Consider the following 12,591-nt stretch of genomic DNA (forward strand, 5'->3'; position numbering starts at 1 on the left):
CATGTTATATTTATCATGCAGGAATTGTCATATCACTAGAGAATATGTAATAGGGAGTTTCGTAAAGGTGGTGCAGGGTGATGAAAAATTCTTTCTCACGCTTTTTTGGCCTAGGCGAAAAGGGAGAAGAAGTGGAAACAGAGAATCAGCTTGAAATAGATGAAGTTTCTGACCACGATGAAGTGAAAAAAATACCAATAGATAAAATCGTACCGAACCGTTTTCAGCCAAGAACGGTATTTGACGATGAAAAAATAGAAGAGCTTGCGCGTACGATTCATATTCATGGCATCATTCAGCCTATTGTTATCCGCGAGTATGCGGATGATCAGTTCGAGATCATTGCTGGGGAACGAAGATGGCGCGCCATGAAAAAATTAGAGTGGACTGAAGTGCCTGCCATTGTAAGGAATCTGAGCGATACTGAAACAGCTTCAGTTGCCCTTATAGAAAATTTACAGCGCGAGGAGCTTTCCCCGATTGAAGAAGCGGTTGCTTACGGAAAGCTACTAGAGCTGCATAATTTGACACAAGAGGCGCTTGCACAGCGATTGGGAAAAGGGCAATCAACTGTCGCCAATAAGCTGCGTTTATTAAAGCTGCCAGAACAAGTTCAGGAAGCTGTCTTAAACAAAGAAATAACAGAGCGGCATGCCCGGTCACTTATTCCTTTAAAGGATCCAGAAAAGCAGGTGATCCTGCTCCAGGAAATCATTGATAAAAACCTTAATGTTAAGCAGACAGAAGATCGTGTTGTCAAAATGCTTGAGCAAAAACAGGTAAAGCCAAAGCCAAAAAGAAAAGCATTCAGCAAAGACATGCGAATTGCAGTCAATACCATCCGCCAATCTCTATCAATGGTAGAAGACAGTGGAATAAACTTAAACTCTGAAGAAGAAGAATTTGATGAGTTTTATCAGATTACCATTAAAATACCGAAGAAGAAATGATCTTATTTTAGTATCTTATCTTATTCAAAATAAAGCCTTTTTCTGTGCGATTGCTGTTTTAATAATCATTCTTTAAAGAGAAGCAAATGTTTGTTGATTGTTGCGAAAGCGAGTAATCTGAAGTCGAATTCTTTGTGCATCTACTATGCAAAAGCAACAAAGTTTGAAAAAACAGCCAGAATAAAGATATAACATTCGAGACCAATGAAATTTTGGTCTTTTTTTTGTTTGATTTTATATGGATAAAATGACTTTCGAAATTGTTTTACAATAAAAAAAACATAATAAAAGATAAAAATTTATTGTAAAACGATAAATAATATGGTAAATTCAAATTGGTAAAATAAAAGTGAGGTGTATGTATGAAACAAGTATCAACTCTTTTCTTAAAGATGGCTGTTATTTTTATTGGAATACCGATTCTCGCACTATGTATATTTTTAGTGCCACAGATGGGAAAGGTTGCAGCAGAACTGCTCCCTGATTTTCCTGCTATTAAGTATATGGTTTATATGATTTTTTGGGGTTCTGCGATCCCTTTCTACTTTGCTTTATTTCAGGCGTTCAGCCTATTGCGCTATATCGACAGCAACAAAGCGTTTTCCCAAGTTTCTGTGAATGCACTAAAGAAGATTAAGTATTGCGCTATCATCATCAGCAGTTTGCATATCCTTGCCCTTCCACTTTTTTATCTATTTGCGGAAGTGGATGATGCTCCGGGTGTTATTCTTGTAGGAATGCTTGTCCCATTTGCATCGATGGTCATTGCAGTCTTTGCGGCAGTACTGCAAAAATTGCTGCAAGAAGCAATCGATATCAAATCAGAAAATGATTTAACGGTCTGAGGTGAACATAATGGCAATTATTATTAATATTGACGTCATGCTGGCGAAAAGGAAAATGAGTGTAACAGAACTTTCAGAGCGGGTAGGTATCACGATGGCAAACCTTTCAATTTTAAAAAATGGGAAGGCGAAGGCGATTCGTTTTTCAACTTTAGAAGCTATTTGTCAGGCGTTAGACTGCCAGCCTGGAGATATTTTAGAATATAAAAGTGATGAAAAAGGTCAAAGTGAAGATTAGAACAATGATACAGCAGGGATGATAGCAATGAATAATGGAGGTGGAACCGTGAAGGCATTTAAGCAGCTTATTCATTTTGGCTGGGAACAGGCATTATCTTGTCTTTTCCCTGTTGTGATTTTTGCCTCATTAGCTTTAACACAGTTTGTACAGCTTCCTTTTTTTCACCGTTATGACTGGCTGTTGATCATTTGTCTATTGATGCAGTGGTGGATGGTGCGTTCTGGACTTGAAACGCGTGATGAACTAAAAGTAATTACCTTATTCCATATTATTGGTCTGGCTCTGGAACTCTTTAAAGTGCATATGGGATCGTGGTCATATCCGGAAGAAGGGTTTTTCAAGGTATTTGGAGTACCATTATACAGCGGATTTATGTATGCCAGTGTAGCCAGCTATCTTTGTCAGGCTTGGAGAAGACTGAATGTTAACCTTGTGAAGTGGCCGCCATTTTTAGCTGTTGTACCACTTGCCTCTGCAATCTATTTGAACTTTTTTACTCATCATTTTTGGGTGGATATCCGCTGGTGGCTATCCGCTCTCGTCATCATCGTTTTTTGGAAATCAGCGGTTACATATGAAGTAAATGGCTCGATCTATCGTATGCCGCTCGTCTTTTCATTTATCCTAATTGGATTCTTTATCTGGATTGCTGAGAATATCGCTACCTTCTTTGGTGCCTGGCAATACCCAAACCAAACCGAGGCCTGGAGTCTCGTACACCTAGGAAAGGTTAGCTCATGGCTCCTGCTCGTCATAGTCAGCTTCCTCATCGTTGCGACCTTAAAACAAGTAAAACGAAACCAGCCCTTTGACTCCAAAACGTATGACAAACAAGTAGTCACAGCGGAATTAAACGAGCAGAAACAATAATCATTGAACCCTTTCTGAAAATAACTCTCTAGATAGAATTTAGAAAAGCAACGAGGAATTGTTGCTTTTTTTATTGGTCTTTTTTATGAAAAAAATATTACTTAGTAAGTTAATAGTGAGGTCTCTTATTTATCCAAAGGTTTTTAAAAGGGTTATTTGCAATACACATCTTGGTTGGAACGGAATGGTGCGAGACTCCTGCGGGAGAAGTGAGAAAGATGAGACCCTATAGGTGCGCCGAGGAGGCTCATCTCTCACCCGCGGAAAGCGAGTACCATGTAGTGGAAACGATATTACTTTTTTAAAAGTCACCCTAACTTACAAAACAACTGAATAAAAAATGATTCTCCTAATCAATTCATGATAAAATAGAATACGTGATTTAAATTCTTACCAATAGTCCATTTATTAATAGAAACTTTTGATATGAAGGTAGGTGACATCGTGGGCAAAGTAATATCCATTGCGAACCAAAAGGGCGGAGTAGGAAAAACAACCACCTCTGTCAATTTAGGTGCATGCCTTGCTCATATGGGGTATAAGGTGCTGCTCGTTGATATTGATCCGCAAGGGAATGCCACCAGCGGTGTTGGTATTGAAAAAGCCGATGTTGATCAGTGCATTTATGATGTTTTAGTAGATGATGTAGAATCTTCCAAGGTGATTAAGCCAACCTCTGTGGAGAATTTATTTGCTATTCCTGCAACAATCTCTTTAGCGGGAGCGGAAATAGAACTTGTTCCAACGATTTCAAGGGAAGTACGTTTAAAACGGGCTCTAGATGAAATTAACAATGAGTATGATTATATTCTTATAGATTGCCCGCCATCGCTTGGTTTGCTGACTATTAACTCTCTTACAGCTTCAGATGCGGTCATCATTCCTGTTCAATGTGAATATTACGCATTAGAAGGGCTAAGTCAGCTATTAAATACAGTGCGTCTTGTGCAAAAGCATCTGAATCAAGACCTTAAAATAGAAGGTGTATTGCTGACTATGCTGGATGCAAGGACCAATCTTGGCATTCAGGTAATTGAAGAAGTGAAAAAATATTTCCAAGATAAAGTATACAACACGATCATTCCAAGAAATGTACGTCTAAGTGAAGCTCCAAGTCATGGTCAGCCGATTATTTCGTATGATGCAAAGTCAAGAGGAGCAGAAGTTTATTTAGATTTGGCAAAGGAAGTGGTTGCGAATGGCTAAAGGGTTAGGAAAAGGACTCAATGCTTTCTTTGGAAATATGGATGAAAATCAAGAGGAAATGGTTCAAGAAGTAAATTTAAAGGAACTTCGCCCCAATCCGTATCAGCCGCGGAAGATCTTTGACCAAGAATCGATTGAAGAGATGAAGCTTTCTATTCTTGAGCATGGGATCCTGCAGCCGATTATTGTTCGCAAAAGCATTAAAGGCTACGAAATTGTCGTTGGGGAAAGACGTTATCGTGCCGCAAAGGAAGCAAAGCTGGACAAGGTCCCCGTTATTATTCGAAATCTCTCAGAACCGCAAATGATGGAACTTGCTGTTCTGGAAAACCTGCAAAGGGAAGATTTAACACCGATTGAAGAGGCAGCTGCTTATCAGCTTCTTTTGGACAAGCTTAAACTTACACAAGAAGAACTCGCCAAAAGATTGGGAAAAAGCCGCCCTCATATTGCTAATCATATTAGACTGCTTTCTCTTCCGCCTTCAATACAAGAATATATCTCTGAAAAGAAAATCTCAATGGGGCATGGAAGAGCATTGCTCGGACTTCGCAATAAAGATAAATTGAATGCAGTTGTGCAAAAAATAATCAAAGAAGGCTGGAATGTCAGACAGCTTGAAAGATTTATTGCGCAACTTAATGAACATGTTTCACGTGAAACAAAAAAGCCTGAGAAGAAAGATGTATTTATTCGCGAGAAGGAAACATCACTGCGAGAGCGTTTTGGAACAAATGTTATAATTAAACAAAACAAGAACAAGAAAAAAGGGAAAATCGAAATTGAGTTTTTCTCCAAAGATGATTTAGAGCGCATTATCGAGTTACTGGGCTCTGAAGAATCTGATTTGTGACCATCACAACCATGATGGTTATTTTTTTCATTCAAAAAGATCTTTTTATAAGAGGGATAGGAGATTCACATGTTTTTATTAGGTGCAGCGGTCAACGGGATTTGCATTATTCTGGGGGCATTTTTAGGTAGATTATTCCACCGGATTCCTGAGAATATGAAAACAACAGTCATGTATGCTATTGGTCTATGTGTCATGGTTCTTGGACTGCAAATGGGTTTAAAAAGCGAAAACTTTCTAATTGTCATTTTAAGTCTTGTATTTGGAGCCGTGATTGGAGAATTTCTGGGATTGGAAGATCAGCTCAATAAGTTAGGAAATTGGCTGGAAAGGAAAATTGGCACAAGTGGCCAAGGCAGTATTTCACAAGGCTTTGTAACGGCCACACTTATCTTTGTCATTGGCGCAATGGCCATTATTGGCGGATTAGATAGCGGCATTAGGGGAGATCATTCGGTTTTATTCACGAAATCAATTATTGATGGATTTACCGCTCTCATTCTAGCGACAACATTGGGAATCGGCGTCATCTTTTCTGCAATTCCCGTCGTTTTGTATGAAGGACTAATTGCCCTGTTTGCAAAAGGAATAAATAATGTCATCCCAGAGGCACTTTTAAATAGTTTTATTACTGAGATGACAGCAGCAGGCGGCATTATGATTTTTGCGATTGGTCTTAATTTAACAGGATTAACAAAGGTTAGAGTTGCTAACCTGCTGCCGGGTATTATCGTGACAGCCATTATTGTGACCATTTTATATATGTGGGGATAAAAGAAAATGAGGCGGTGATTATTTACCGCCTCATTTTTGTTTATTGCGTTTGTTCTGTTTCTATTTGCCATTTAATTGCTGACCAAGTCGGATGCCGAGGGAAATCCAGACTCGCTTCATAAATGCCTCCTGCAATCATTTGCGCCATCTTCATAACCAGATGCAATCTAGTATTTTGTAAAACAAAAAATTCCATAAAGCCGCTCACATTAACGATGCCTGTTATATGCATATCTCCCACTTCAGGCAAATCCTTATTTACTCCCGCGCCAGGTTTTACAGGACCGTCACCAACTTGGATAATGCCCACAGATTTCACTCTGCCTAAACACGCATCGATGCCGATGATAAATGGATTAAAGTGCTTTGTGCGAATTTCAGCTAATTTATCCTGAAGGTTAACCGCATGAATGGGATCTTCTAAGGTGCCGTAAACATAAAAGGATTCCATCTTTTTTTCTTGCAGCAATGTTCCGACGAGTGGTCCTAAAGAGTCGCCGGTCGAACGATCAGTGCCGATGCAAACAAAAACAACAGGACGGATGCCTAATCTTGCTGGCAGTTTATTCTTTAATTCAATCGCCAACTTTTCTTCTGCACTTTGTTCATCGTGCTCAATCCGTTTCGTTCCGCCAGCTTTTTTATCAAAAAGATTTGTTTTAAAATTCATCGGCTTCTCTCCTTCAAATTTTCTGCTGTATCGTTGTTTGGCTGCTTAATTTTTTGCTAATTAAATCATTCATATGTCCATACAGACGCCTTGTATTTTTCTGAGTAGTAACAGTATACGGAATTTTATAAAAATCTATACGTATGTCTTACATAGATCTGCAGAAAATGGAATTTTTTATTTTAAAAAGTGCAAGTGATATGAAGTAAGGTTCATTTTCTGCCAATGTGGCAGTTTTTTAGAAGAATTAAAAGTTTAATGCTCTCTGCTACAATGTAGGAAGAAAAGTTGCTAATATAGATCGTATACCATGTATAATTAACAAAATTAAAGCAGGTGAAACCCATGGACGGTCTGGATACTCTTCTAGCAACGATACGAGAACAATTATTTAATGAAGCGTTATGGTGGAAGATCGGTGAAGGCGCATTAAGAATTTTGCTTATTATCATTATGACGCGAATCATCATTAAGACAGGAAAAATTTTAATTCACAAGCTGTTTACGGTACGAACACGATCAGCCATCAGAATTACTGAAAGACGAGAAGCTACATTAATGAAGCTGCTGGAAAATGTCCTGACATATGTCACATCCTTTATTGCCTTAATGATGATTCTCCAGGCATTAACAATTAATGTAGGGGCTTTGCTTGCTGGAGCGGGAATTGTTGGTCTGGCAGTCGGATTTGGTGCACAAAATCTTGTAAAGGATATTATCACCGGTTTTTTCATTATTTTTGAAGATCAATTCTCAGTTGGCGATTATGTGCGAATTGATCAGTTTGAAGGCACTGTGGAAGAGATTGGTCTAAGGACGACGAAGATAAAAAACTGGACAGGAGAGCTTCATATTTTACCCAACGGGAGTATTATCCAAGTGACGAACTTCTCCTTAAACAATAGTGTTGCCTTTGTGGATGTCAGTCTCACATATGATGCAGATTTCACAAAAGCAGAAGAAGTACTGCAGGAGCATTTTCTCACTTTGCCTGAAAAGTATAGTGATATGGTTAAGCCACCTGAGATTTTAGGAATCCAAACGATGGCTGGAGCGGATGTTGCCATCAGAGTTACTTCCGAAACATTGCCGATGCGTCACTTTTATATTGCCCGTATATTAAGAAAAGAAATCAAATTCTGTTTAGAGCAAAACGGCTTTGAAGTTCCATTCCCAAGAATGGTCACGTACAGCAGAGATCCTGAAATAAATAGCGGCAAAATGAATATGGAGGGGTAAATATGGAAAAGGAATTTGAATTAAACGATATTGTAGAAATGAAAAAGCAGCACCCTTGTGGAACAAACCGCTGGAAAATCATTCGCATGGGAGCGGATATCCGCATTAAATGTGAAGGATGCGGCCATAGTGTCATGATCCCAAGACGGGAATTTGCCCGTAAAATCAAGAAGATCTTAATAAAGAACGACCCTTCGTCCGCTTCATCTTGAACTTTAGGGTACAGAATGTCGTGATTAGTCCCTCAGGTGTCGGGGCTGACCAAGGCGCTTGCGCTGTTCAGTAGTGTCTAGCTTCAGGGGCTAGGGACTCGAGGTGTCGTCCCTGGGCCAGCCCCTTGCGCTTTTCGGTTTACCTCTCTATAATTGTGGGAGGTTAATTGATTAGGATTGCAATGGTTTTTTAGTATAGATTATGAAGATTAGAGGAGTGACCTTTGAATGGCTTTAACAGCTGGGATTGTTGGTTTGCCGAATGTAGGTAAATCTACCTTATTTAATGCGATTACACAGGCAGGAGCAGAGTCTGCCAATTACCCGTTTTGTACAATTGATCCAAATGTCGGAATTGTTGAAGTACCGGACCATCGTTTAACAAAATTAACAGAGCTAGTTCAGCCGAAAAAGACTGTGCCAACTGCTTTTGAATTTACTGATATTGCTGGAATTGTAAAAGGGGCGAGTAAAGGGGAAGGCTTAGGGAATAAGTTTTTGTCACATATTCGTGAAGTTGATGCGATTTGCCAGGTTGTCAGATGTTTTGCTGATGATAATATTACCCACGTTTCAGGAAAAGTTGATCCGATTGATGACATTGAAACGATTAACTTAGAACTAATCTTAGCAGACCTTGAATCTGTTGAAAAGCGAATTGGCCGTGTCGGCAAATTAGCAAAGCAGAAGGATAAGGAAGCTGTTTATGAATTAGAAGTATTAGAAATGCTGAAAGAAGCATTTGAATCGGACAAGCCTGCACGTACAGTTGAATTTACAGAAGAACAGATGAAAATTGCTAAAGGCATGCATTTGCTGACAATCAAGCCAGTTCTTTATGTAGCAAATGTATCTGAAGATGATGTCGCAGACCCTTCTGGCAATGAGTATGTTCAGCAAGTAAGAGAGTTTGCAGCAAAAGATAACGCAGAAGTGATCGTGATTTGTGCAAAAATTGAATCTGAAATTGCGGAGCTTGAGGGCGAGGAAAAGGAAATGTTCCTTCAAGAGCTAGGCATCGAAGAATCTGGGCTTGATCAGCTCATCCGTGCTGCCTACCATTTGTTAGGCCTTGCTACTTATTTTACAGCTGGTGTTCAAGAAGTAAGAGCATGGACTTTCCGTAAAGGCATGAAAGCTCCGCAATGTGCTGGTGTAATTCACAGTGATTTCGAAAAAGGGTTTATTCGTGCGGAAACTGTTGCATATGAGGACCTGTTAGCTGCAGGAACGATGACAGCTGCAAAAGAAGCGGGCAAGGTTCGTTTAGAAGGAAAAGAATATATCGTAAAAGATGGAGATGTCATGCATTTCCGTTTCAATGTATAAAACAACAGGCTGCCAGCACTTTGGCAGCTTTTCTTTTTTTTAGATTCATGCTTTTATAATTACAATAAAAATTTTATGAAAATACTAAATTTATAGAAAATAATTTCTGCCTTTGATATGATTAATATAAAAAAGAAATTCGGGGGAGGAGTTATGGAGATTACAAGAGCTTTCCTGAAACAGGTGCTGCTATATTTTTTAATTATTTGTGCGCTTGTTTTAATCGTTTTATTTCCGCGGAATTTATCAGTGGGAACAGTTGGGGGCACCGCTGAAATAATGCTGGAATATCAATTTTCATGGGCAGAGTACAAAAATAATCTAACACATTATTTTGAAACGCTCTGGAATGATAAAAGTCTGGGTGATACAAGACATGAAAGAGTGACGGTTGAAGATGAGCTCCAGAGATATGTGCCAGCGAGCCTGAAGATCATCTTTCCTGCCTTTTTTCTCAGTGTGTTTTTAGGCATTTTTAAAGGGATTTTTGATTACCGGCGCAAGGGTACAAAACTTAGTGTGTTTGGAAATGGATTGACCTGGATGCTGCAGTCAATCCCGGATTTTTTTATTGCCGTCTGTATGATCTGGGCTGTCACCATGTTTGTACCTGACCTAAAACTTCTCAGTCAAAATACTTCCTATAGTTTTCTGCTGCCGACCATTTTAGTATCCATTTATCCAATGATGTACATTGCTAGAATTACCTCTACTTCCCTTTTAAATGAAGACGGTCAATATTACATTCAGGTGGCCCGCTCTAAAGGATTCACGCAAAAAAAGGTTGTGTACCGGCACATCCTGCCGAATGCTCTAAAGCCTGTTTTAGCGCATATGACATCCATAATGGTTCATTTGATGACCAGTCTGCTGATTGTAGAATATTTACTGGGATATGAAGGCATGTCTTACCGATTGTTTACCGCTCTCGGATATAGCAATACAAGTGAAGGACTCAGCATTGGAGTATTTGAGCATGGAGTCATTATTGGTATAGCACTCATTATTATGCTGCTTGTAATGCTTGCGCAGCTGACCGGTTTTATCATTAAAAGAAGTATGCGGATTGTATAGGGGGGCTGAACAGAATGAAGAAAAATTATTATTTGCTTGTTGGATTCCTCATGGCTGCAATCCTTGCATTTATTACATTTGTAGGCCCGCATCTTCCTTTTATTGATAAAGATTTGAGCGGGGAACGAATTTTGTTTCCTTCCTCAGGTGTGATTAAAGTTGCACCCTTCCCGCCATCAGATGAGTTTATTTTAGGTTCTGATCGTGAAGGAAGAGATATGCTCAGCTTGCTTGTCGTTGGAGCGAAAGACACCTTTATGCTCATTTTCTTTATTGTAATTCTCAGGTATATCATAGCTCTTCCACTCGGTTTACTGGGAGCAAAGGATAAAGGCTTTTTTGCTTGGCTTGTCCGCGGCTGGAGCCAGCTGTTTTCAAGTTTGCCGGTTGTCATTATCGTTGCGCTTATCCTGTGCCTGCCTCCGCTGCTGTTTCATGAGCATCGCTTTTTTATTGCAATTTTAGTTATTGCACTTGTTGATGTCGGCCGTGTTGCGTTTATTATCCAAAAGCAGGCACACGAGCTTTCGAAGAAACCATTTGTTGAGGCGGGAGTTACCATCGGAAATAACCCTATAAAAATGCTATATCATTATTATTTACCAAATCTTTTGCCTGAAGTAGTTGTGAATTTCTTTAGCGAAGCAGCTCGTGTAGCTATGCTGATTGGACAGCTGGCGGTTCTAAGTGTCTTTATTAGCCAAGGGTTTGTACAAACAGGGTATGGAAGCTTTTCTGTTGAAAATTTGAGTCATGATTGGGCGACACTTATTAAGGATGCGAGAGCCGATTTTGTAACGGCCATATGGATTCCATTCTATCCAATGCTTGCGATTGTTGTCGCTGCCTTAACATTTAATATTCTTGGTGAAGGTTTCCGAAAGCATTTTAACAGGCATATGCCTCTGTAGCATGATTTGTGTTTGATCCATAGATAGCTCGTTGCATTAAGTTTGGGAATGTGGTATACTTTCAACTTGTGAGTAATGAATAATTGCTCCTTGCCCATTAAGGGCCGCTTAGACCAAAAGGAGGTGCAAATGATGAGAAAGTACGAAATCATGTACATCATCCGCCCAAACATTGAAGATGAGGCTAAAAAAGCTCTTGTTGAGCGTTTTAACTCAATCCTAACTGACAATGGTGCGGAAGTAATCGAATCAAAAGATTGGGGTAAACGCCGTCTTGCATACGAAATCAATGATTTCCGCGATGGATACTACCAATTAATGAGTGTTAACGCTGGAACTGCAGCTGTTGATGAGTTCACTCGTCTTGCTAAAATCAGCGAAGACATCATTCGTCAAATCGTTGTTAAAGATGAAAAGTAATAGATAAATTATATTTTGCTGAAGGGAGTTGATTCTGATGATGAACCGAGTTGTTCTTGTCGGACGGTTGACAAAGGATCCGGATTTACGCTATACGCCGAATGGTGTTCCAGTTGCCACGTTTACACTTGCCGTGAATCGTACTTTTACGAATCAGCAAGGTGAACGGGAAGCAGACTTTATCAATTGTGTTATCTGGAGAAAGCCAGCTGAAAATGTAGCAAATTTCCTTAAAAAAGGAAGTTTAGCTGGAGTTGATGGGCGTATTCAGACACGTAATTTTGAAGGCCAGGATGGAAAACGTGTTTATATCACAGAAGTTCAGGCAGAAAGTGTGCAGTTCCTTGAGCCAAAAAACAGCTCAGGCGGCGGCGGTGGCAGATCCGAGCAATATGGCGGCGGATACGGCAGCAGCCCAAGGGAACAGCAGGATTTCCCATTCGGCAATCAGAATCAGCGTCAGCAGGATAATCGCAATAATAACCAAGGCTATACGCGGGTGGATCAGGATCCGTTTGCAAATGACGGTCAAATAGACATTTCAGATGACGATCTTCCATTCTAATATAAACTTGGCATACAGTTAAAAAAGAACAGCAAGGAGGGAAATGAACATGGCTGGAGGACGCAGAGGCGGACGCGCGAAGCGCCGTAAGGTTTGCTATTTCACAGCAAACGGAATCACTCATATCGATTACAAAGATGTGGATCTTCTTAAAAAATTCATCTCTGAGCGCGGTAAAATTTTACCACGTCGTGTAACTGGCACAAACGCTAAATACCAACGTAAATTAACGATTGCTATTAAGCGTTCACGTCAAATGGCATTATTGCCATTCGTTGCAGGAGAATAATTGAACTTCAAAGCAGTGTAGAGTTTCGGTCTCTATGCTGCTTTTTTATTTGTACATTTAGATATCAGCATCATTTTTAAAAGCATGATTACATCATGCCTGTTCACGTGTTGAAACTCACTAAGCTAATTGATTGAGATGTT

The 12,591-nt window shown here is 39.7% G+C and carries 16 protein-coding genes; 15 read left to right on the top strand and 1 reads right to left on the bottom strand.

The genetic code is table 11. From position 1 onward, the window contains the following. Positions 1-80 precede the first annotated feature (80 nt). From noc to B7E07_RS00880, 7 genes are all read left to right on the top strand, one after another. Positions 81-950, top strand: coding sequence for a nucleoid occlusion protein (gene noc, locus B7E07_RS00850; RefSeq protein ID WP_080843618.1), 870 nt, complete (start codon positions 81-83; stop codon positions 948-950). A gap of 362 nt (positions 951-1,312) precedes the next feature. Further along, a complete protein-coding gene (locus B7E07_RS00855; protein WP_080843619.1) occupies positions 1,313-1,795 on the top strand; it encodes a DUF2975 domain-containing protein in 483 nt (160 codons plus the stop codon). Positions 1,796-1,805: 10 nt separating this feature from the next. Next, entirely contained in the window at positions 1,806-2,033 is a 228-nt protein-coding gene (locus B7E07_RS00860) for a helix-turn-helix domain-containing protein (RefSeq protein ID WP_080843620.1), read from the top strand. Between the two features lie 48 nt (positions 2,034-2,081). Next, complete coding sequence (locus B7E07_RS00865; protein ID WP_080843621.1) at positions 2,082-2,906, top strand: DUF817 domain-containing protein; 825 nt, start codon at positions 2,082-2,084, stop codon at positions 2,904-2,906. 444 nt (positions 2,907-3,350) lie between these two features. Further along, entirely contained in the window at positions 3,351-4,112 is a 762-nt protein-coding gene (locus B7E07_RS00870; RefSeq protein WP_066441896.1) for a ParA family protein, read from the top strand. Then, complete coding sequence (locus B7E07_RS00875; protein WP_080843622.1) at positions 4,105-4,965, top strand: ParB/RepB/Spo0J family partition protein; 861 nt, start codon at positions 4,105-4,107, stop codon at positions 4,963-4,965. Before B7E07_RS00870 ends, B7E07_RS00875 begins: the two co-directional genes overlap by 8 nt. A 69-nt stretch (positions 4,966-5,034) precedes the next feature. After that, on the top strand, positions 5,035-5,739 hold the full coding sequence (locus B7E07_RS00880; protein WP_080843623.1) for a DUF554 domain-containing protein: 705 nt from the start codon (positions 5,035-5,037) through the stop codon (positions 5,737-5,739). Positions 5,740-5,779: 40 nt separating this feature from the next. On the opposite strand, the gene yyaC is transcribed toward B7E07_RS00880, so the two are convergent. Beyond that, a complete protein-coding gene (gene yyaC, locus B7E07_RS00885) occupies positions 5,780-6,409 on the bottom strand; it encodes a spore protease YyaC (RefSeq protein WP_080843624.1) in 630 nt (209 codons plus the stop codon). A 345-nt stretch (positions 6,410-6,754) separates the two neighbouring features. Between yyaC and B7E07_RS00890 the strand changes: the two genes are divergently transcribed. From B7E07_RS00890 to rpsR, 8 genes are all read left to right on the top strand, one after another. Continuing rightward, the gene (locus B7E07_RS00890; protein ID WP_080843625.1) at positions 6,755-7,648 is read left to right on the top strand and encodes a mechanosensitive ion channel family protein; all 894 of its coding nucleotides are present in this window, start codon (positions 6,755-6,757) and stop codon (positions 7,646-7,648) included. A 2-nt stretch (positions 7,649-7,650) separates the two neighbouring features. After that, positions 7,651-7,860 carry a DUF951 domain-containing protein gene (locus tag B7E07_RS00895; RefSeq protein ID WP_080843626.1) on the top strand — a complete coding sequence of 70 codons (210 nt, stop codon included), beginning with the start codon at positions 7,651-7,653 and terminating at the stop codon, positions 7,858-7,860. 228 nt (positions 7,861-8,088) lie between these two features. Beyond that, entirely contained in the window at positions 8,089-9,189 is a 1,101-nt protein-coding gene (gene ychF, locus B7E07_RS00900; RefSeq protein WP_080843627.1) for a redox-regulated ATPase YchF, read from the top strand. Positions 9,190-9,306: 117 nt separating this feature from the next. Further along, the gene (locus tag B7E07_RS00905; RefSeq protein ID WP_080843628.1) at positions 9,307-10,263 is read left to right on the top strand and encodes an ABC transporter permease subunit; all 957 of its coding nucleotides are present in this window, start codon (positions 9,307-9,309) and stop codon (positions 10,261-10,263) included. Between the two features lie 14 nt (positions 10,264-10,277). Beyond that, positions 10,278-11,174, top strand: a complete 897-nt coding sequence (locus tag B7E07_RS00910) for an ABC transporter permease (protein ID WP_080843629.1) — start codon at positions 10,278-10,280, stop codon at positions 11,172-11,174. Positions 11,175-11,306: 132 nt separating this feature from the next. Further along, positions 11,307-11,594, top strand: coding sequence for a 30S ribosomal protein S6 (gene rpsF / locus B7E07_RS00915; protein WP_080843630.1), 288 nt, complete (start codon positions 11,307-11,309; stop codon positions 11,592-11,594). 37 nt (positions 11,595-11,631) lie between these two features. Beyond that, complete coding sequence (gene ssb, locus B7E07_RS00920) at positions 11,632-12,159, top strand: single-stranded DNA-binding protein (protein ID WP_080843631.1); 528 nt, start codon at positions 11,632-11,634, stop codon at positions 12,157-12,159. Between the two features lie 49 nt (positions 12,160-12,208). Beyond that, complete coding sequence (gene rpsR, locus B7E07_RS00925) at positions 12,209-12,448, top strand: 30S ribosomal protein S18 (protein WP_066188608.1); 240 nt, start codon at positions 12,209-12,211, stop codon at positions 12,446-12,448. Positions 12,449-12,591: the final 143 nt, after the last annotated feature.

Source organism: Cytobacillus gottheilii (genome assembly GCF_900166665.1).
Taxonomy (GTDB): domain Bacteria; phylum Bacillota; class Bacilli; order Bacillales; family Cytobacillaceae; genus Cytobacillus; species Cytobacillus gottheilii_A.

Excerpts from the sequence above, each read along its gene's own strand:
- noc (WP_080843618.1), top strand. The coding sequence starts at position 81 with ATGAAAAATTCTTTCTCACGCTTTTTTGGCCTAGGCGAAAAGGGAGAA.
- B7E07_RS00855 (WP_080843619.1), top strand. The coding sequence starts at position 1,313 with ATGAAACAAGTATCAACTCTTTTCTTAAAGATGGCTGTTATTTTTATT.
- B7E07_RS00860 (WP_080843620.1), top strand. The coding sequence starts at position 1,806 with ATGGCAATTATTATTAATATTGACGTCATGCTGGCGAAAAGGAAAATG.
- B7E07_RS00875 (WP_080843622.1), top strand. The coding sequence starts at position 4,105 with ATGGCTAAAGGGTTAGGAAAAGGACTCAATGCTTTCTTTGGAAATATG.
- B7E07_RS00880 (WP_080843623.1), top strand. The coding sequence starts at position 5,035 with ATGTTTTTATTAGGTGCAGCGGTCAACGGGATTTGCATTATTCTGGGG.
- yyaC (WP_080843624.1), bottom strand. The coding sequence starts at position 6,409 with ATGAATTTTAAAACAAATCTTTTTGATAAAAAAGCTGGCGGAACGAAA.
- B7E07_RS00890 (WP_080843625.1), top strand. The coding sequence starts at position 6,755 with ATGGACGGTCTGGATACTCTTCTAGCAACGATACGAGAACAATTATTT.
- B7E07_RS00895 (WP_080843626.1), top strand. The coding sequence starts at position 7,651 with ATGGAAAAGGAATTTGAATTAAACGATATTGTAGAAATGAAAAAGCAG.
- ychF (WP_080843627.1), top strand. The coding sequence starts at position 8,089 with ATGGCTTTAACAGCTGGGATTGTTGGTTTGCCGAATGTAGGTAAATCT.
- B7E07_RS00905 (WP_080843628.1), top strand. The coding sequence starts at position 9,307 with ATGATTAATATAAAAAAGAAATTCGGGGGAGGAGTTATGGAGATTACA.
- B7E07_RS00910 (WP_080843629.1), top strand. The coding sequence starts at position 10,278 with ATGAAGAAAAATTATTATTTGCTTGTTGGATTCCTCATGGCTGCAATC.
- rpsF (WP_080843630.1), top strand. The coding sequence starts at position 11,307 with ATGAGAAAGTACGAAATCATGTACATCATCCGCCCAAACATTGAAGAT.
- ssb (WP_080843631.1), top strand. The coding sequence starts at position 11,632 with ATGATGAACCGAGTTGTTCTTGTCGGACGGTTGACAAAGGATCCGGAT.
- rpsR (WP_066188608.1), top strand. The coding sequence starts at position 12,209 with ATGGCTGGAGGACGCAGAGGCGGACGCGCGAAGCGCCGTAAGGTTTGC.